A 21003-nucleotide genomic window follows, 5' to 3' on the forward strand; every position below is an offset into this window, starting at 1 on the left:
TTATGCAATTTGATCCCAGGGACCTTACCCATGAAGAATTACTGCGGTTTTACAAAGCGATCCTACGCCCACGCATGATCGAAGAAAAAATGCTGCTTTTGCTTCGGCAGGGAAAAATAAGTAAATGGTTCAGTGGTATCGGGCAGGAAGCCATTTCTGTAGGAGCAACACTTGCCCTTCAATCAGATGAATGGATAATGCCCCTGCATCGAAACCTGGGTGTGTTCACGACAAGAGAAATGCCGCTTCATAAATTATTCATGCAATGGCAGGGACAGAAAGAAGGATATAGCAAGGGCAGAGAGCGAAGCTTTCATTTTGGTTCAAAAGAACATCATATATGTGGAATGATTTCGCACCTCGGCCCCCAGTTAAGCATCGCAGATGGTGTTGCATTGGCGCATAGTCTTCGGAAGGAGAATAAACTAAGCCTCAGTTTTACAGGAGATGGAGGAACAAGCGAAGGAGATTTCCATGAGGCACTGAATGTTGCAGCGGTCTGGAATCTTCCGGTAATTTTTATTATTGAAAACAATGGATATGGGCTTAGTACCCCGGTTCAGGAACAATACCGTTGTGAAAGTCTGGTGCAACGGGCGAAAGGCTATGGCATGGAAGGGGTTTGTATTGATGGAAATAATCTGCTTACCGTTTATGATACCATAAAAGGCGTGCGTGATTATTGTATCAGAGAACAAAAACCTTACCTGATTGAATGCATGACTTTCCGCATGCGGGGACATGAAGAAGCCAGTGGTACGAAATATGTGCCTCCTGAATTATTTACCCAATGGGCTGAAAAAGATCCCGTTAAGAAATATGAAGGATGGTTGTTGTTGCAGGGAATCCTTACCTATTCCGTAATGGAGCAAATGAAAGCAGCCATTAAGGATGAAATTGAACAGGAATTACAGTTGGCTGCAACGGCTGAACCTCTAATTCCTAATACGGAAGAAGAGCTGGCAGATGTATATGCATCTGTTGAGCCTTCACAGGAAGCTGCCACCAATGACACTGGGGCTTCTTTATTTTCTACCAAATCCATCCGTTATATCGATGCTATTAAAGAAGGCCTGCAGGAAGGAATGCGAAAATTTCCCAACCTCATTTTAATGGGGCAGGATATTGCAGCATATGGTGGTGCGTTTAAAATAACGGAGGGATTTGTGGATGAATTTGGACGAGACCGTGTCCGTAATACGCCTCTTTGCGAAAGTGCCATACTCGGTACTGCTTTGGGTTTATCACTCGAAGGATTCAAATCAATGGTTGAAATGCAATTTGCAGATTTTGTCAGTGTCGGCTTGAACCAGATTGTCAACAATCTCGCTAAACTTCATTATCGCTGGGGACAGGCAGCTGATGTGGTGGTTCGTTTACCTACAGGCGCTGGAGTGGGGGCCGGTCCTTTTCACAGTCAGAGTAACGAAGCCTGGTTTACACATACACCCGGATTAAAAGTGATTTATCCATCTTCTCCGGAAGATGCAAAAGGTTTGTTGCTGGCAGCATTAGCCGATCCCAATCCCGTCCTGTTTTTCGAACACAAAGCTCTGTACCGGAGTATCAGCGGTGAAGTTCCGGAAGGATATTATACCATTCCGATCGGGAAAGCACGTACTATTAGGGAGGGAACCGATATCAGTATCATCACTTATGGTGCAGGTGTACACTGGGCAATGGAGTATACCTTACAACACCCTGAAATCAGTGTGGATATTCTTGATTTGCGTAGTTTGTTACCACTTGATTATGCAGCTATCCGGAATTCGGTTAGTCGTACGGGTAAGGTGATGGTATTACATGAAGACACACTGACAGGTGGTATAGGCGGAGAGATTAGTGCCTGGATTGGGGAACATTGTTTTGAATTATTGGATGCTCCGGTAGTAAGGTGTGCATCACTTGATTCACCGGTGCCTTTTAATGGAGAACTGGAAAAGAATTTTCTTGCAAAATCGAGATTGGCTACAACGGTTGATCGTCTGATGCGGTACTGATTTCCTCCGTATCAAAATCGGGTTTGGCAGGCGGACTTACCACCAATGGATCTCTTTCTCCAATTTGCTGGCGCCACATAGCATAATAAAGCCCTTTCTGTTCCAACAATTCATGGTGTTTTCCCTGTTCTGTAATTCTTCCTTTTTCCAGCACAAAGATGGTATCTGCATGCATTATTGTAGAGAGACGGTGTGCAATCAGAATAGTCATCTGTTTATTGGAAGCAGAAATTTCCCTTATGGTATCGGTTATTTCTTCTTCCGTAATGGAGTCCAGTGCGGATGTAGCTTCATCAAAAATTAGTAAACGAGGTTCGCGCAGTAATGCCCGTGCGATGGCAAGTCGTTGTTTTTCCCCGCCCGATACCCGCTTTCCACCTTCTCCCAGCACAGTATCCAGTCCTTTTTGTGAATAGGCCACCAGATTGGCGCAGGAAGCTTTTTCCATAGCAGCATAAATCTGTTCATCGGTTGCATCCGGTTTTACAAAGAGCATATTGTCACGGATTGTGCCGGAGAACATCTGCGTTTCCTGTGTTACAAAACCCAGTTGCCGGCGTACCCGGTTATACCGTAATTGCCTGACCGAAATTCCATCTATCCGGATATCTCCTTCAACCGGCGAATAGAGTCCTACGAGTAGTTTCACCAGGGTTGATTTGCCAGAACCGGATGGACCAACAAATGCAATGGTTTGCCCGAGTCCGACTTTAAAACTTATATTGTCAACTGCATTCTGAATGGCTTTTTTATGCCGGAAACTTACTTTATCAAACTCCAGGTGTTCGATGGCGTTGATATCCACCGGTTCCTCCGGGCGGTATTCCGGCTCTTTCATCATCAGCTGATTAAAAACCTGAAGGGAAGCTTCTGCCTCGCGGTATTGCAGAATAATATTGCCCAGATCCTGCAGAGGACCAATGATGGCAGTGGAAATAAATTGCATGGAGATTAACTCTCCGGTTGTTAGTACATTCCGAAAAATCAGCCAGAGCAGAATAAAAAGAATAGACTGTTTCAGCAGGTTTAGTGTAGTTCCCTGAAGAAAGGATAAGCTTCTCACTTTCCGGTTTTTCATCATTTCCAACTCAAAAATTTGCTGGGTTTTCTCGCGGAGGCGCCTGATTTCAGAATACGTGAGTCCAAGGCTTTTAACCAGTTCTATATTTCGGATAGATTCCGTAATGCTGCCACTCATGATATTGGTTTGCCGCACCACCTGTCGCTGAATTGTTTTTATTTTTCGGCTAAGCAGGGAGGTTAGTCCGCCCAGAAGTAAAACACCAATCAGAAAAACCGGAATAAGGGCCCAGTGTTTGGTTACGGCATACCAGATCAGAAATCCCATCCCAACAAAAGTGGAGAATAGAATATTGATAAAGGAATTGATAAAACGTTCTGTATCAGTGCGCACTTTCTGCAATTTGGACAGGGTTTCACCGCTGCTTTGGTCTTCGAATCCGTCGTAGGGAAGGCGAAGTGTTTGGCGTAAGCCATCATTAAAAATCTGCATGCCGAATTTCTGTACCACCAATCGAACTACATAATCCTTGAATGTGGCAGCAATACGTGCCAATAAAGCCACCCCAATTGCTATCAACAATAACCAGATCACCCCGTTTGTGCGCTCTTTTTCAGAAAGATTTGCCGGATTCAGTGCATAGGTATCAATCACCTTTCCGAATAGTACCGGATCGTACAGGGCCAGCACCTGAGCCAGCGCAGCCAGGCCGAGCGCCAGAAAAACCCAGCCCCTATAGGGTTGGAGGTACTTCCATAATATTTTCATTTCATTTACTTACGGCTTTGAATACCCGAATAAAGTTGCCACCGAGAATTTTACGGATATCTTTTTTGCTGTAACCTCTTACCAATAAAGCGGAGGTTATATTCGGCATATCTTCCACGCCGTCCAAATCCTGAGGAGCAAGTTCTATGCCATCGAAATCAGAGCCAAGGCCAACATGATCTACCCCTATCATGCGCACAATATAATCGAGGTGATCGAGTAAAAGATTCATGGAAGGTCGCAATGCTTCCGCTTCTTCCGGAAATCTGGCAGTAAGGTACCCATCAATTTCATAATCTGGCAGCTTTTGCTGAACCAATGAATCGATGATGTCCTTATGCCGGTTAATGAATGCTGCTTTATTTTTGTTATAAGTGCTATCAAGAAAGCCGGCATAAAAATTAAGAAAAATTACACCACCGTTTTTACCAATTGCTTTTATCTGATCGTCTTTCAGATTACGTGGAAGCGGACAAATAGCATGAACACAACTATGTGATGCAATTACCGGTTTTGTTGATACAGCGATTGCATCATAGAAACTTTGCTCGCCCACATGACTCAGGTCTACCATCATACCCAGTTCATTCATCCGGCGAATTACCTGTTTTCCAAACTCATTCAGGCCTTTTTTCTCAATATTGCTGGGTTGCTGGTTATCGAGATAGGATTCATCCCAGGCTGAACTTGCCCAGGAAGTGGAATTATTCCAGGTAAGGGTAAGATAACGGGCACCCCGCTTATAAAGACTATCCAGGTATTCCATCTTGTCCTCAATCATATGGCCCCCTTCAACGCCTTTCATGGCGCCCAGCTTTTTTTGTCTCACTGCCTGGTGCAGATCCTGTAAAGAATTAACCAGCATCATTTTATCCGGATTGCGTGCAGCGATGGCATCAAGTGAATCGATCTCTCTAAGCGCATGATTAAATGCCGTACCCGGTCCAAAACGCTCATCACAGAAGATGGAAAAGATCTGGATGTCGATACCGCCTCTTCTAAACCGGGCCAGATCACTATGGGTTTTACCGCTCAGATCCTCTTCGATATTTAAACCTTTCAGCGTTGCACTGGAAAGAACATCGTTGTGTGTATCCACAACAATGCTTCTCTCGTGCAGATTTTTCTGCGCAATCAGTCCGGATGGAATTGTGCATCCGACTAAAATTCCCAATAGGAAGGAGCGATAAGAAGACATATGATGGTTAAATAAACACATTGTAAAAATTATATCATCAATATACCGAATCCAGTTGATCGGGCATCCGATCGGTCAGCGATCGGATAAAACTCAAACGAAGAACTGACCTTAATCAGTATTTTCGGAAGGTTTGCGGGTTATTTTCATTGTTCAAACATAGTATATGAAAAAGAACATGGGTGGAACTGACCGCCTGATCCGAATTTTGGCAGCCGGTATTTTAGGGTATCTCTATTTTTCAGGAATAGTAACCGGAACAACGGGCCTTATTCTTGCCATTGTTGGCGGAGTATTTATCCTGACCAGTTTGGTTGGATTTTGTCCATTGTATACCATTTTCGGGTTGAATACCTGCCCAACAAAAAAAGTATAGGCCTTATTCGCTGCCTTTTTCTCCTGTGAACCAGTCTTCTTTGTTTTTAAACAGAACATTGAAGGTGGTCAATGTGCCATAAATACGGGTGATATACTGTTGCATATTTACCTTGTCTTCATCGGTCAGCACTTTATGTGCATTGATCTGTTGTTCCATTACCCGCAGCCGGTCGCGAAGCATTACGATTTTATGAAAAAACACATCGATTGGTACGTCCTTTGGTTTTAGGGAGGAATCACCGGGTTGCAAAATCATGGTACCACCTTTCCACCGGTCTCCAAGGGGAACGACCTCGCTAACGCCATTCCATAACCGAAGAATCTTCAGAAGAGATTTTTCTATTTCGGAATGTGTTTCTATTTCTTCATTGACATTTTCAGGAATAATTTCTTCCAGTTTAGTATCGTCTTTATCAATTTCCTTTATTCCATGGTGAATGAATGAAATAAGGTAAGTCGCATAACGAAGTCCGACAATCACACCCGGACCGAACTGTGTGTGTTGAAGGCGTGTGCCAATTCCTAATACAAGTTGTTCCATAATACTTTCTATTGTTTATAAAATTCGTAGGGGGTAAATTCAATAAAATCAGCTACGGTAACAGTTACAGATTTCACTTTGCCATCAGCAATGGTGAATGGCCATACCTTATTACCGAATAATGGATCATTAAAACTGGCAAGAAAACGATGACCACCGAGTGCACCCAGGGTAGCAAATCTTCCGGGATGGTGTTCAAAGCGGGCAACCAGTTGTTCTTTCTCAACCTGCAATGTCATCTCACCATATATTTCATGTTTGTAAGTCCCGGCAAATTGAGCCAATGCAAGGACCGGTTTAAGTTTTAGCGCGATGGAATCACGCTTTGATTTCAAAAAACCGGCCGATCTTTTTTCACTTTGAACCTGTTGTTCAAGTGCCATTGCATTATAGTTTCGAAAAGGAAGTCCGAGGCAGGCGTCCAGCAATTCCCATTTCATGGCTTCGAAGAATCCGTTTGCGTCGGTATTGGTAAGTACAACGATACCGATTTTTTCTTCTGGTACCAGGGTAAAGCTGGTTACGAATCCATTTACACCACCGGTGTGTTCCACTAATTTTCGGCCTTCGTATGATTGCAGAAACCAGCCAAGTCCATACAAATAAAAATGAGCACGGTTATACGGATGTCCGCCACTCCCTAAAATAGAATGCGGCTGCATAGGTGCCTGAACAGCAGATGGTGGAAAAATTCCTTTCCCATCCGGTTCACCATTTGCCAATAAGGTTTTTGCCCACAGCCCCATATCATATGCGCTGGAAGCGATAGATCCGGCAGGGGCCATATTGTCCAGGTTGCCGTAGGGGATTTTTTTCAATATCCCTTCAGCAACCGTGTGCGCTTTGGAAATATTTGGTGCTCCTGCATATTGATTGGAATTTGCAATGGAGTTTTTCATCCCAACCGGTTGAAAAATTTGGGTGGTGATAAATTCACCGTAGGACATACCACTTGCTTTTTGGATGATTTCACCGGCGATGGCAAATCCTGCATTGGTATATCCCCACCTTGAACGGAAACCATAATTCGGTTTAAGCATTCCAAATTTCTCTTTCAATTCTGTGTAACTAAGATCTGAGTCAAAATACATGAAGTCTCCCTGGAAGGTTTCATATCCCATCCGGTGACTGAGCAGGTCGCGGATGGTCAATTCTTTGGTAACCCAGGTATCATAGACCTGGAAATCGGTGATCCATTTTTTCACTTTATCATTAAGCGAAAGTTTTCCCTGTGCTTCGAGCAGGGCAAGAGCTGTACCGGTGAAGGCCTTGGTATTACTGCCAATACCAAACAGCGTATGTTCATCTACGTTATCTGACATACCGGTTTCCTTTGTTCCATATCCCTTAAGTACCAGCCATTCCCCATTTTTAATAACGGCGATTGATACACCTGGTATCTTCCATTGCTTCATTGCATTGATTACATATTGATCCAGACTGTCTTTCAGAAAGCTTCGGGAGGTGGATGATTGTGCAAAGTCAGCTGATGAGATCAGCAGGCAGATAAACAGCATCATCGATTGAATACGCTTCATGTGCGATTGATTTTCGCACTAAAAATAGGGTTATTATTCCCACCAGTTGTCTTCTCTTTTACCGGAAATTTTTCCGCCCATGGTACGGATCCGTTTGTATTGTTCACCTGCTTTTTTCATATAATCGAGCAGTTCATATTCACTGGCAGCAACCACAGCTTCATAGGGTGGCGCGTAATACCGATAGAAAGTGTCCAGATCCGGTCCGGTTATACCGGTGATTTTGATGATTTTGGCCCGGGAAAAACGGTAGGCTACATATTTATCCTGTTCTTCTTCCATCAGTCGATTCTGGAATGCGGCCATACTTCGGTTGCGTCGGAACCGGAATACGTTGATGAGTTCATTGATATCAAGTCCTACTCCAAAATTCCCCGAGGCCGGATTAGCGGATGAAAGAGCCAGTCCGGGTTTTTTATAGTCAAAGACTTTTGCATAATCTTCGCGGTTTTTCATGCTGTCGAGCCGATAATCTTTTGGCATGACCCTGATTTCGCGAAGGGTGGTAACATTTACATGCAGGGAGATATCAAATTGTGCCGTGGATGGGATATTGCTGACGGCGTATTTGGGTGTAGGTTTTCCGAGGTAGGAAAAATAGAGTGAATCATTGTCATTAACTACTATGCTATATCGCCCCGATGAGTCAGTGACTGTTCCCTGTCCGCCTGTACTTAAAACGCTTACAGACCCCAACGGGAAGAGTTTATTCATTTCATATACGGTGCCGCTTATGCGAACCTGTGCCTGCAAGCGGGCGCTTAGGGTCAGGCAAAGCAGTAGTAATATGAGGCTACACCATTTCATGCTAGGGTTTACAAGGGTACAACCAAAACCTGATAATTTTGTCAGCTGTTTTGATTTTTAACGACTTGTGTAAGAAGAGTCTCTTCAATAACCCTTGGATAATGCTGATGTTCGAGTCCGTGTATCCGTTCAGCAAGCGAATCGGGCGTATCATTGGGTAAAACCGGGCAGGTAGCCTGGAAAATTGTTCCGCCGTGGTCATATTGTTCATCCACATAATGAATGGTAATACCCGATTCCTTTTCACCTGCAGCGATAACGGCTTCATGTACAAACTTACCATACATTCCCTTGCCGCCATAGTTGGGCAGAAGGGCAGGATGTATATTTATAATACGGGAAGGATAGGCTTGTATAAGTGCAGCCGGTACTTTCCAGAGAAATCCGGCAAGCACAATGAAGTCGATACCCATGGAGCGCAAGTCCGGAACATAGGCATCTCCCCGAAAGAATTGTTCTTTTTCAAGAAGAAAAGTGGGGATGATAGCTTCTCGGCCTTTATCCAATACACCGGCATCTGTCTTATTGCTCACGATAAGAGCCACGCGAATGCTGGGGTGATTGCGGAAATGTTCGATAATTTTTTGGGCATTGGAGCCGGCACCGGAGGCGAAGATGGCGAGGGAGAGGGGAGAAGAAGGAGACAAAGGAGACAAATGAGAAAGGGGGGAGGGGTTCATTTTGCGGAAGATTCGGGATAAATAATTACGGAAAAAGGGAAATTGGCCGAACGGAATACTGACCACTAATACCATAAATGGCCAGATCAGGGTCATTACTATAATATACAGGATAGTCCAGCCAACCGGATGTTCGACCGGCAGGAGGGCTAAGATCCGGCGACCGGCAATTCCGGTTAAACTACCACCGATGGCAAAAGTGCAGAGAACGGCCGTTAATTGCCACCCATTGACCTTCCATTTCTGTTGCAGTTTATCAAACATGCTGCAAAGAAACTGGATAAACCTGAACAAAAGCGTTTACAAATAGCAAGTAATTACCAATTAAAAAATTACACAATTCGTTGAAATGCAAGCCCTGCGCAGCTAAAAAAAAATGGATCATGTTGATAGATTGTCAATAACGTGTCATATTTTTGCCCCCGAATTGAGGCATTTTAACATTACCAACGATATTTCCAGCTTATGATTCACTATAGATCGATCGTGCAGAGATTCACACTCATTTTATCACTTTTGACAGTGCTTTGTTTCGATCAGGCGGCCGTTGCGCAGGATGGGAAGGCTTTGTTTCAACAGAATTGTGCTTCCTGTCATGCGGTTCATAAAGATTTGACCGGTCCTAAACTGGCGGGAATTGAAGAGCGTGTTCCGGATCAAAAATTGCTCTATGCCTGGATTCGCAATAACCAGGCAGTGCTGGCAACCGGTAATAAATACTTTACCGACCTCTATGCAGCGTGGAATAAGACAGCGATGAACCTGTTTCCGAATCTGACCGATGAGGAAATTGGGGCAATGATTACCTATATCAATTCTGTTCCAGCTCCTGGTGCTGCCGGTGAAACTGGTGCTGCCGGGGTTCAGGCTAAAGCAGACGAAAGCGATAATTCCCTGATCTTCGGTGTATTAACCCTGATCCTGGCAATTATTGTTCTGGTGTTATTACAGGTGAATGCCAATCTGAAGCGCCTCAGTGATGAAAAAGATGGAATTCCATCCTATGAGCCGGTACCTTTCTACCGTAACAAAGCGTATATCGCACTGTTTGCAGTAGTATTATTTATAGTGGGTGGTTATTTCACCATCCAGGGGGCTGTTGGACTGGGGCGTTCCAAAGATTACCAGCCGGAACAACCGATTTACTATTCCCATAAAGTACATGCCGGTACCAATCAGATCAACTGTCTGTATTGCCATGGTGGTGCACAGGAAGGCAAACATGCCAATATCCCTTCATTGAATACCTGTATGAACTGTCATATGGCAATTAATGAATATGCGGGTGAAAAACTTTACCGTGAAGATGGAACAGAAGTGAACGGAACCGAGGAAATCAAGAAATTATATTCTTATACAGGTTGGGATCCCGACCAGAAAAAATATGTGAATGAGCCCAAACCAATTGAATGGGTGAAAATTCATAACCTGCCGGATCACGTTTATTTCAACCATGCCCAGCACGTAAAAGCCGGACAGGTTGCCTGTCAAACCTGTCATGGTGATATTCAGAATATGGGAGAAGTATACCAGTATTCTGATCTCAGCATGGGCTGGTGTATCAACTGTCACCGGGAAACCAAGGTGCAGTTTGAAGACAACAAATTCTACAGCATTTACGAGAAATTCCACAGCGACCTCAAGAGTGGAAAGATGGATAGTGTAACCGTTGAAAGCATCGGCGGTACTGAGTGTCAGAAATGTCACTATTAATTGAATAGCATCGCAATAAACCATTTTTTATCACCAAAATCAGCACCCCTTCCGGGGTTTGGTATATGGAGCAAAAAAAGTACTGGCAAAGTTTCGGAGAGTTGAACAACTCAGCAGCACATCAGCAAAACGCGCAGGACGAGTTCAAAGAAGACCTTCCATTTGAAGGGCTTGGTGACAAAGGCCTGGAATCTGCTGGAACACCTCGCCGCGACTTCCTTAAATACGTAGGTTTCAGCACAGCTGCTGCAGCAATTGCGGCAAGTTGTGAAATGCCTGTAAAAAAGGCTATCCCTTTTGTTAATCGTCCGGTGGATGCTATTCCGGGAATTGCCAACTACTATGCTACCACCTATGTAGCAGGTGGTACAGCTATTCCGGTAGTGGCCAAAGTGCGGGATGGTCGTCCAATTAAGATTGAAGGCAATGAATTGTCGAGTTGGTCAAAAGGTGCAACTACAGCACAGGTACAGGCTTCTGTACTGGATCTTTATGATACGGCACGGCTTCGTTTCCCGATAGCTGATAAGAAAGAAGTAAGCACGTTTGATGCATTTGATAAAATGGTAGGTGAGGCACTGGCCGGACTGAATGGTGCGCCACTTGTATTACTTACCAGCACGGTGAATTCTCCCTCATCGAAAGCCGTGATTGCTGAATTTCTGGCAAAATATCCAGGCAGCCGCCATGTTCAGTATGATGCCATTTCTTATAGTGGTATGCTGTTGGCGAATGAAGCGAGTTTCGGAACCCGCATGATTCCATCCTATGCTTTTGAAAAAGCAAAAGTGATTGTGAGTTTAGGTGCTGATTTTCTGGGTACCTGGCTGAACCCGGTGGAATTTCAGCATGGATATACACAGGGTCGTAAAGTAGATCCAAAAAATGCCGGCATGAGCAAACATTACCAGTTTGAATCCATGCTGAGTATGACCGGAGCAAATGCGGATGAGCGCTATACCCATCGCCCGTCCGAAGCAGGGGCAGTAGCTGCAGCTTTATTAGGTGCTGTAAGTGGTCAGGGTGCAACAGGAATTTCAGATGCCGCATTGAAAAAAGGAATAGAGCAGGCAGCAAAAGACCTGGCAGCACATAAGGGGCAGGCATTGGTAGTAAGCGGAAGCAATGATGTGAATGTTCAATTGATTGTAAATGCGATCAATGAAGCTGTTGGTGCTTTTGGAACGACGGTAAACCTGGTTAGCAAACTCCAGAATTATGCTGGTATCGATTCAGAATTCGTGAAACTGGTGGAGGAAATGAATGCCGGATCAGTTGGCGGAATCCTGATCTATGATGCGAACCCGGCCTATGATTATTTTGATGCAGAAAAATTCAAAGCAGGATTAAAAAAGGTTCGGGTATCCGTTTCTTTCAATGAGAAAATGGATGAAACAACCGAATTATGCAAATATGTATTACCCGCCAGCCACTATCTGGAAAGCTGGGGTGATGCGGAACATAAAGCCGGGTACATCAGTATGCTGCAACCAACCATTGCACCTTTGTTTAAAACAAGGCAATGGCAGGATAATCTCCTGAAATGGAGCGGCAATGCCAGTACCTATGCCGATTATTTCAAAAACTTCTGGACAACCCGTTTGGGTGGTGAAACAACCTACTTTAAAGCACTGCAGGATGGTGTAGTGGAGTCTCCGGCTATGATTATGGGATTCCCAAGCTTTAACGGTGCTGGTGTTGCTGGTGCATTAACAGCTGCAGTTGCCGGTAAGAAAGCAAGCGGACATGAAGTAGTGGTTTATCAGAAAGCTACGTTTACAGATGGACGTCAGTCGAACAACCCCTGGTTACAGGAAACGCCGGATCCCATTACACGTGCTACCTGGGATAACTACGCTATTGTATCGCCTGCATTGGGAAAATCCATGTTTGGAATTGATATCACAAACGCTACGCAGGCAGATGAATACGAAGCATTCCCTAAGAAACCGCTTATAAAAGTTAAGCAGGGAAGTAAGGAACTTGAATTACCTGTTTTGATTATTCCGGGAATGCAGGCTGATACCATTGCAATAGCTGTTGGATATGGCCGTACAGAAGCAATCGGAAGAGCAGCAGCAGGGGTTGGTAAAAATGCCTATATCCTGGGCAATTTTAATGGTACTACAGTAGTCAATACTGCTGCAGTAACCGTTGAGAAAGCAGCAGGTGAATATAAAATCGCGACCACTCAAACGCATAGCAGTTATGAAGGTCGTTATGAAGTGGTGAAGGAAATTACCCTGGGAGATTATGTGAAGAATCCAACCAAAATTCTGGATGCCCGTAAAAAGGAAATGGAACCATGGGGTGGATTGGAGAAATACGACAGTGATGGAACCATGTATCCGGTTTTCGATAAGCCTGGTATCAAGTGGGGAATGAGCATCGACCTGAACAGTTGTTATGGTTGTGGTGCCTGTGTGGTAGCCTGTACGGCAGAAAACAACGTTTCTGTTGTAGGAAAGCCGGAAGTGCTGCGTGCGCATGATATGCACTGGCTGAGGATTGACCGCTATTTTGCAGGAGACCCAACAGATCCAAACAGCATCCAGACCGTATTCCAGCCAATGATGTGTCAGCATTGTGACAATGCTCCCTGTGAGAACGTTTGTCCGGTTGCAGCTACCAACCACAGCTCGGAAGGTTTGAATCAGATGACTTATAACCGTTGTATTGGTACAAGATATTGCGCGAATAACTGTCCGTATAAAGTGCGTCGCTTTAACTGGGCTGATTATACCGGAGCAGACAGCTTTGGCGATAATCAGGTAGGTTCAAAAGGTGAAAATGATGTCATCACCATGATGAATGATGATCTGACCCGCATGGTATTGAATCCGGATGTAACAGTTCGCAGCAGAGGTGTAATCGAAAAATGTTCTTTCTGTGTTCAGCGCTTGCAGGAAGGTAAACTGGCTGCTAAAAAAGCCGGTCGCCCATTAGAAGACCGCGATGTTAAAACGGCCTGTCAGCAGGCATGTGCGGCAGATGCAATCGTATTTGGAAATGTGAACAATAAAGAGAGTCTGGTTTCCAAACATCGTGCGGAGAATGAAAATCGCCTTTTCTATGTGCAGGAGCAAATCCACGTATTGCCGAATGTGAGTTATCTGGCAAAAGTTCGGAATACCGGTGAAATCAGTGCGCATACACAGTATGGCGGACCGCATTTTATGAATGAAGGGCATACAACGGAGGGAGGTCACCACTAAAGAGGTGAAAGGTGAAAGGTGAAAGAGAGAAGAAAGAATAAAGAAAAAATAAAAACCAACAAGCGAAGGGGTTAGAGCCGACGCTAAACGCTTATACGATATGGCATCATTAAGATACGAATCGCAAGTAAGGGAGCCACTGGTAACAGGTGCAAAGACTTATCACGATGTAACAGTAGACATCGTACGACCTATTGAGGCGGCCCCCTCCAGACTCTGGAAGATCGGTTTTACCATCTCCGTGCTTCTTTTGATGTTTGGGGTGTATTCCGTTTACCGGGAGGTAGTGTACGGGATTGGAGAATGGAACCTGAATAAGACCATTGGCTGGGGTTGGGATATCACCAACTTCGTTTGGTGGGTAGGTATTGGTCACGCTGGTACCCTTATCTCTGCGATCCTGCTGCTGTTCCGTCAGGGATGGCGTACCGGTGTAAACCGTGCGGCGGAAGCAATGACAATTTTTGCGGTAATGTGTGCGGGTCAGTTCCCGATATTTCACATGGGCCGGGTTTGGATGGCCTTCTTCGTATTACCTTATCCTAACAGTCGCGGTCCTTTATGGGTGAACTTCAACTCACCCCTTTTATGGGACGTATTTGCGATCTCCACTTATTTCACGGTATCTCTTCTGTTCTGGTATTGCGGTCTCCTGCCTGATCTGGCAACCGTACGGGATCGTGCCAAAGAAAAATGGAGAAAAAATATGTACGGTGTACTGGCATTTGGCTGGACCGGTTCCACCAAACACTGGCAGCGCCACGAAGCACTTTCACTGGTATTGGCCGGCTTGAGTACACCACTGGTACTTTCTGTACATACCATCGTATCCTTTGACTTCGCAACCTCAGTAATACCGGGATGGCATACCACCATCTTCCCGCCTTATTTCGTTGCGGGTGCTATCTTCTCCGGATTTGCGATGGTACAAACGCTGTTGATCATTACCCGAAAAGTGCTGAACCTGAACGATTATATCACGATGGAACACATCGAGGTAATGAATAAAGTAATTGTGTTAACGGGTTCCATTGTGGGTATTGCTTATATCACGGAGTTGTTTATTTCCTGGTATGGTCAGAATCCGTATGAAATGGCCGCATTTAAGAACAGGTATGATTTGAGTACACCCTATGCCTGGAGTTACTGGCTCATGATGAGCTGTAACGTAATTGCACCTCAGTTCTTCTGGTTCCGGAAGCTGAGAAGAAATATACTCTTTACGTTCTTTATGAGTATTATCGTGAACGTAGGTATGTGGTTTGAGCGATTTGTAATCATCGTTACCTCTATTTACCGCGATTACCTGCCAAGTAGCTGGAGTACCTATTATACACCTTCACTCTGGGAGGTTGGTTTCTACCTTGGAACTTTTGGCTTATTCTTTACCTGTTTCTTCCTGTTTGCGAAATACTTCCCGGTAATTGCGATTGCCGAGATCAAACATATCCTCAAGAAAAATGGTGAGAGTTATAAGAATACAATGGGAGAAGAGGAAAAAGCTACCGTGGAGCATTTTAAACACGAGCATGCGCATTAGGAGGTGAAAGGTGAGAGGTGAAAATAATTAACAACAAAGAATTCGAATAAAAATGGCAAAAAAGAAATTCGTAGTTGGAAGCTTTGATGACGAAAAGGTATTGTTTCCTGCGGTGAAGAAAGTACGGAAGGCCGGCTATAAAATTCACGACGTATATACTCCTTTTCCGATTCATGGACTGGACCAGGTAATGGGACTTCGGGATACGAGTCTGCATACTGCCGGATTCATTTACGGTATTACAGGTACAACTACGGCACTCACTTTTATGGGTTGGGTATTCACCAAAGACTGGCCCCTGAATATTGGTGGTAAGCCACATTTTCCGTTACCCGCTTTCATTCCCATTACATTCGAGTTAACCGTTTTATTTTCTGCAGTAGGAATGGTACTGACTTTTTGCTATCTGTGTCAACTGGCACCGTTTGTAAAAAAACACCATTTCCATGCAAGAGCTACCGATGATCTGTTTGTAATGGTACTGGAATGTACATCAAGAACCAATGAGGACGAAGCCAAGGCATTTTTGGAAAGTGTTGGAGCAAAAGAAATAAATGTGCAGGTAGCCGAAGACGGCTGGTGGTTGGGCAGATACGCAAAAGAGCAGAAGCTCTATGACACCACAACTGAAAATAGTTTAGCATAAACCCCTAGAAGAAGTCAGGAAAATGAATAAAATATCCATCATAGCGGTAGTCATCGGAGCGGTTGCAATCAGTAGCTGCAGCGATGTAAAACGTACCCCAGGTAAGATTTACATGCCGGACATGGCCTATAGCCGCGCGGTTGAAACCTATAATGATAACCGTGAATTACAGGCTGAGGGCATTAATTACAATGCCATGCCGGTGGCAGGAACAGTTGCACGGGGAGAGGAAGTGATTTATAAGATGTTGAAGGATACTGCAGGAACCTATGTAACCTCTTCTTCAATGACGAATCCGTTAACGGGTAAACTATCTGAAGCTGATTATACAGAAACAGAACGGATCTATCTGATCAACTGTGGTATTTGTCACGGTGCCAAACTCGATGGAAACGGGCCTTTATATAATGATGGTAAAGGACCCTATCCCCTGGCACCAAAGAACCTGGTATCGGATGAGTTGAAAAAAATGGCAGATGGTACCATGTTTCATTCCATTACCTATGGTAAGGGGATGATGGGACCTTATGCTTCTCAATTGTCGCCCAAGCAACGCTGGATGGTTATACAATATATCCGGATGAAACAAGGTGGTGAAACGCCGGGTGCTGCTGCAGCAACAGACAGCACGGCTACTGTAAAAGCAGACAGCACGGCAACTGCCATGAACTAAGAAAACCAATTTGACCAAACGATAAATTTTTGAGAATGTCTTTCAGAGAGAAATTTGAAATACCAGCCAAGTTCAAGATGTGGTCGATGATTTTGATGGCGGTGGGATTGGTTTCCATCCTTGCTGGATACTTCATCTACGGACAGGGCGACGAGCATGCGAACACCCGTTTCTGGGGAGTATTATTATACAACAGTGTTTTCTTCCTGTTGGTAGTAAATGCTTCCATGTTTTTCATTTGTGCAACTGCACTTGCAATGGGTGGATGGCAGATGAGTTTCCGTCGGGTAGCGGAGGCAATTTCAACGGCAGTTATTCCAATTGGAATAATCTCAGGTGTTATTCTGCTTTCCCTGGTATTGGGTCATCAGCATCATATCTATCATTGGATTACACCAGATCCGAATGATCATATCCTGATGGGAAAAATTGGCTTTCTGAATCCTACTTTTTTTATTGTTTGGACCATACTGACACTGGCAGGATGGATTTTCCTGGGTGCTAAAATGCGGTCTATCAGTCGGGAACCGGACAATAGCGGACCAATGAGTCCGGAAGAAGGAAAAAAATACATTTTCAAAAATACCATCTGGGGTTCCTTGTACCTGGTATGGTTTGGTTTAACCGTAGCATCTACCGTTCCCTGGTTATGGCTGATGAGTATTGATGCACACTGGTACAGTACCATGTATAGCTGGTACACCTTCGCTTCTACCTTTGTAGCAGGTATTGCATTGATAACTCTTTTTGTAATTTATCTGAAGAACAAAGGATACCTGGAACTGGTTAATCAGGAACACCTGCATGACCTGGGTAAGTTCATGTTTGCCTTCTCTATATTCTGGACTTATCTCTGGTTCAGCCAGTTTATGCTGATCTGGTATGCTAATATTCCGGAAGAGACTGTTTATTTCAAGCATCGTTTACAAGGACCATACAGAGGAATTTTCTTCCTGAACCTGATTATTAACTTTATTGCACCGTTGCTGGTTTTCATGAGAAGAAGCTCCAAACGTAATTATACATTGCTGGTGTTTATGTCTGTGTTGATCATTTTTGGTCACTGGATCGATTTTTACCAGATGGTTATTGCATCACTCTCCAAGGAACATGTTGAACTCGGTTTGTTTGATTTTGGGGTAGCAGCAGGATTTGTAGGACTGATCATGTGGGCAACAGGAAATGCATTAAGCAAACATTCACTGATCAACCGTAACCATCCATTCCTGAAGGAAAGTATAATTCACCATACCTAAGGAAAGGAACTTTAAACAAAAGCATAGTATATAAGCTTTCATTCAAAACTTTGTATAAACACGGAATAAGACATGTCAACATTATTAATCATTGCGATCCTGTTGTTGGGTTTTATCGTGGTCTTCCAGATCGCAAAAGCCAGCGAATATGTATCTGTGTTGAAAGGTGAAAAGAAAACCTTTGAGCAGAATAACCGTATCAATGGTTTCCTGCTGCTGGCTTTCATGATCCTTGGCCTGATTGGTGTGTATTGGTGCAATGAGCTTTTTAAGGGAAAGATTCTCGGAGAAGCTGCATCGGACCATGGAGAAAAGATTGACACCATGTTATATATCACCATTGCAATTACCGGTGTGGTGTTCGTAATTACACAAATTTTACTGTTCTGGTTTTCATTTAAATACCAATACAAGGAAGGACGTAAAGCATTTTACTATCCGCATAACAACAAACTGGAACTTATTTGGACAGTAATTCCTGCAATTGCACTGACTGTACTGGTTGGTTTTGGTTTATTCTACTGGTTTAAGATCACCGGTGATGCACCCAAAGAGGCAAATATTGTAGAGATTACCGGGAAGCAGTTCGGTTGGATTTATCGTTATCCGGGCAAGGATAAAGTATTTGGTAAAAAGTACTACCAGAAAATTGATGAAGGAAAGCTGAACCAGCTTGGACTAATCTGGGAAGATAAAGCTACCCACGATGATATTGTAACAAATGAGGCTATGTACCTGGTTGTTGGCAAACCCGTTAAGCTGGTGATCAACAGCCGCGATGTGGTACATGATGTAGGTTTGGCGCATTTCCGGATGAAAATGGATGCTGTTCCCGGAACACCTACTACCATGTGGTTTACGCCTAAGTACACCACTGCGCAGATGAAAGAAAAAACAGGCAACCCTGAGTTTGAATATGAAATTTCCTGTGACCAGATGTGTGGAAAAGGGCATTATTCCATGAAGGGAATAGTGAAAGTGGTGGAACAGGCGGAATATCTGTTATGGCTGGCCAAGCAAAAACCAAACTATGTAATGTCTCATCCTGAAATGGAGAAGATACCGGCAACACCGGCAGCAGCAAAAGCTGATAGTACGGTAACTGCTGCTGCTGCAACACCAGTATCCAATTCAAACTAAGGTCGTACCGAAAAACAAATAGATTTTTATGAGCCAAGAAGTGAATTTGCATGAGCATGCGGGAGCGATGACAACGCATGAGGTTCATCACGATGAGCACCATGGTCATCACCACAAGGAAACCTTCATTACGAAGTATGTGTTCAGTCAGGATCATAAGATGATTGCGAAACAGTTCCTTATTACAGGTATTGTTTGGGCAATTATCGGCGGTCTCTTTTCGGTATTGTTCCGTTTGCAACTGGGCTTTCCCAATGAAACCTTCCCCTGGCTGGAGAATATACTCGGTAAATGGGCAGCAGGAGGAAAAATCCATCCTGAGTTCTATTATGCCTTAACCACCATGCACGGTACCGTATTGGTATTCTTTGTATTAACTGCCGGTTTGAGTGGAACTTTTTCCAACTTCCTGATTCCACTACAGGTTGGTGCACGTGATATGGCATCTCCTTTTATGAACATGCTGAGTTACTGGTTCTTTTTTGTTGCCAGTATCGTTATGATCAGCTCGCTGTTTGTTCAAACGGGTCCGGCTAGTGGTGGATGGACAGTATATCCTCCACTAAGTGCGCTGGGTGATGCATCTGAAGGATCTAAAATCGGTATGGATCTCTGGCTGATTGCGATGGCCCTATTTGTGGTGAATTCACTGCTTGGAAGCCTAAACTATATTTCTACCATTCTGAATATGCGGACAAAGGGGATGAGTATGACTCGTATGCCTTTGACAATCTGGGCGCTGTTCTTTACAGCGGTATTGGGTGTATTATCCTTCCCGGTATTGTTGTCTGGTTTCATTCTATTGTTGTTTGACCGCCATGCAGGTACCAGCTTCTATCTGTCTGATATCTTCCTGGCTTCAACGCAGAAAGCGCTTCCAAATGAAGGCGGTAGTGCAATTCTTTACCAACACTTATTCTGGTTCCTTGGTCACCCGGAAGTGTATATCATCATCCTTCCAACGATGGGATTGGTATCAGATGTTATGTCCGCCAATGCAAGAAAACCCATCTTCGGCTATATGGCGATGGTTGGTTCCATGTTTGCGATTGCCGTTCTGGCCTTCCTGGTATGGGCGCACCACATGTTTGTAACCGGATTGAATCCGTTCCTGGGGGCCTTCTTCGTGTTACTTACCCTGTTGATTGCGGTTCCATCTGCTATTAAAGTATTTAACTGGATTACCACACTCTGGAGAGGTAACCTTCGGTTTACTCCGGGTATGTTGTTCTCCATTGGATTTGTGAGCCTCTTTATTTCAGGTGGTTTAACCGGAATTTTCCTGGGTAACTCCACACTGGATATTCACCTGCACGATACCTATTTCGTAATTGCGCACTTTCATATTGTAATGGGTGTATCTGCCTTCTTTGGGATGTTTGCCGGTCTATACCACTGGTTCCCCAAAATGTATGGCCGTTATATGAATAATACCATGGCCTATATCCATTTCTGGATTACATTGGTTGGTGCTTACCTGATTTTCTGGCCAATGCATTATCAGGGTCTGGCTGGTGTTCCCCGCCGTTACCTGGATTTCAGCGGATGGACTTCCTTCAATCAGTTTGACGGATTAAATCGCTTTATTTCTATAGTAACCATGATGGTGTTTGCGGTTCAGTTGTTGTTTGTGTTTAATTTCTTCTACTCTATTTTCAAAGGAAGAAAGGTTCGTACGCAAAACCCCTGGGGTGCAACCACACTGGAATGGACCACTCCAATCAATCCGGGTCACGGTAACTGGGAGGGTGAGATTCCTGAAGTGCATCGCTGGGCTTATGACTACGGTAAGGATGGACGTGATTTCATCCCTCAAACCGAACCGATATCAGCCAGTGAGAGTCCGGAGAGTAAGCATTGATAAAGGAAGGGGGTTAATTGATACTAAT

At 44.2% G+C, this 21003-nt stretch carries 16 protein-coding genes; 10 read left to right on the forward strand and 6 right to left on the reverse strand.

Annotated features, from left to right (window positions below; all coding sequences use genetic code 11):
* The first annotated feature begins 2 nt into the window (after nucleotides 1-2).
* On the forward strand, nucleotides 3-2000 hold the full coding sequence (locus B2746_RS21240) for an alpha-ketoacid dehydrogenase subunit alpha/beta (RefSeq protein ID WP_290798750.1): 1998 nt from the start codon (nucleotides 3-5) through the stop codon (nucleotides 1998-2000).
* Here the strand turns inward: B2746_RS21240 and B2746_RS21245 are convergent.
* Nucleotides 1969-3789 carry an ABC transporter ATP-binding protein gene (locus tag B2746_RS21245; protein ID WP_290798753.1) on the reverse strand — a complete coding sequence of 607 codons (1821 nt, stop codon included), beginning with the start codon at nucleotides 3787-3789 and terminating at the stop codon, nucleotides 1969-1971. The two genes, B2746_RS21240 and B2746_RS21245, sit on opposite strands and share 32 nt — an antisense overlap.
* 1 nt (nucleotide 3790) lies before the next feature.
* A complete protein-coding gene (locus tag B2746_RS21250; protein WP_290798755.1) occupies nucleotides 3791-5008 on the reverse strand; it encodes a dipeptidase in 1218 nt (405 codons plus the stop codon).
* 145 nt (nucleotides 5009-5153) lie between these two features.
* Here B2746_RS21250 and B2746_RS21255 point away from each other — a divergent pair, with 145 nt between their 5' ends.
* Complete coding sequence (locus B2746_RS21255) at nucleotides 5154-5363, forward strand: YgaP family membrane protein (RefSeq protein WP_290798758.1); 210 nt, start codon at nucleotides 5154-5156, stop codon at nucleotides 5361-5363.
* 3 nt (nucleotides 5364-5366) lie between these two features.
* Here B2746_RS21255 and B2746_RS21260 read toward each other — a convergent pair whose 3' ends face one another.
* The 4 genes from B2746_RS21260 to B2746_RS21275 are packed head-to-tail and all read right to left on the reverse strand — an operon-like array spanning nucleotide 5367 to nucleotide 9195.
* Nucleotides 5367-5906: a hypothetical protein gene (locus B2746_RS21260; protein WP_290798760.1), complete on the reverse strand. Its 540-nt coding sequence runs from the start codon at nucleotides 5904-5906 to the stop codon at nucleotides 5367-5369.
* Between the two features lie 8 nt (nucleotides 5907-5914).
* Nucleotides 5915-7444 carry a serine hydrolase gene (locus B2746_RS21265; RefSeq protein WP_290798763.1) on the reverse strand — a complete coding sequence of 510 codons (1530 nt, stop codon included), beginning with the start codon at nucleotides 7442-7444 and terminating at the stop codon, nucleotides 5915-5917.
* A gap of 33 nt (nucleotides 7445-7477) precedes the next feature.
* On the reverse strand, nucleotides 7478-8251 hold the full coding sequence (locus B2746_RS21270) for a hypothetical protein (protein ID WP_290798765.1): 774 nt from the start codon (nucleotides 8249-8251) through the stop codon (nucleotides 7478-7480).
* Nucleotides 8252-8292: 41 nt separating this feature from the next.
* Nucleotides 8293-9195, reverse strand: a complete 903-nt coding sequence (locus B2746_RS21275) for a phosphoribosylglycinamide formyltransferase (RefSeq protein WP_290798768.1) — start codon at nucleotides 9193-9195, stop codon at nucleotides 8293-8295.
* 222 nt (nucleotides 9196-9417) lie between these two features.
* On the opposite strand from B2746_RS21275, the gene B2746_RS21280 reads away from it, so the two are divergent.
* From B2746_RS21280 to B2746_RS21315, 8 genes are all read left to right on the forward strand, one after another.
* Nucleotides 9418-10644, forward strand: coding sequence for a c-type cytochrome (locus B2746_RS21280; protein ID WP_290798771.1), 1227 nt, complete (start codon nucleotides 9418-9420; stop codon nucleotides 10642-10644).
* Between the two features lie 65 nt (nucleotides 10645-10709).
* Nucleotides 10710-13859 carry a TAT-variant-translocated molybdopterin oxidoreductase gene (locus B2746_RS21285; RefSeq protein ID WP_290798774.1) on the forward strand — a complete coding sequence of 1050 codons (3150 nt, stop codon included), beginning with the start codon at nucleotides 10710-10712 and terminating at the stop codon, nucleotides 13857-13859.
* Nucleotides 13860-13959: 100 nt separating this feature from the next.
* Entirely contained in the window at nucleotides 13960-15399 is a 1440-nt protein-coding gene (nrfD, locus tag B2746_RS21290) for an NrfD/PsrC family molybdoenzyme membrane anchor subunit (RefSeq protein ID WP_290798777.1), read from the forward strand.
* Between the two features lie 52 nt (nucleotides 15400-15451).
* Entirely contained in the window at nucleotides 15452-16045 is a 594-nt protein-coding gene (locus tag B2746_RS21295) for a DUF3341 domain-containing protein (RefSeq protein ID WP_290798780.1), read from the forward strand.
* A 22-nt stretch (nucleotides 16046-16067) separates the two neighbouring features.
* Complete coding sequence (locus tag B2746_RS21300; RefSeq protein WP_290798783.1) at nucleotides 16068-16718, forward strand: c-type cytochrome; 651 nt, start codon at nucleotides 16068-16070, stop codon at nucleotides 16716-16718.
* A 35-nt stretch (nucleotides 16719-16753) separates the two neighbouring features.
* Nucleotides 16754-17974, forward strand: coding sequence for a quinol:cytochrome C oxidoreductase (locus B2746_RS21305; protein WP_290798786.1), 1221 nt, complete (start codon nucleotides 16754-16756; stop codon nucleotides 17972-17974).
* A 72-nt stretch (nucleotides 17975-18046) separates the two neighbouring features.
* On the forward strand, nucleotides 18047-19114 hold the full coding sequence (locus B2746_RS21310; protein WP_290798789.1) for a cytochrome c oxidase subunit II: 1068 nt from the start codon (nucleotides 18047-18049) through the stop codon (nucleotides 19112-19114).
* Nucleotides 19115-19181: 67 nt separating this feature from the next.
* Nucleotides 19182-20975 carry a cytochrome c oxidase subunit I gene (locus tag B2746_RS21315; protein WP_414655289.1) on the forward strand — a complete coding sequence of 598 codons (1794 nt, stop codon included), beginning with the start codon at nucleotides 19182-19184 and terminating at the stop codon, nucleotides 20973-20975.
* The last annotated feature ends 28 nt before the right edge of the window (nucleotides 20976-21003 follow it).

The organism is Flavihumibacter sp. UBA7668 (genome assembly GCF_002483205.1).
Lineage (GTDB): Bacteria > Bacteroidota > Bacteroidia > Chitinophagales > Chitinophagaceae > Flavihumibacter.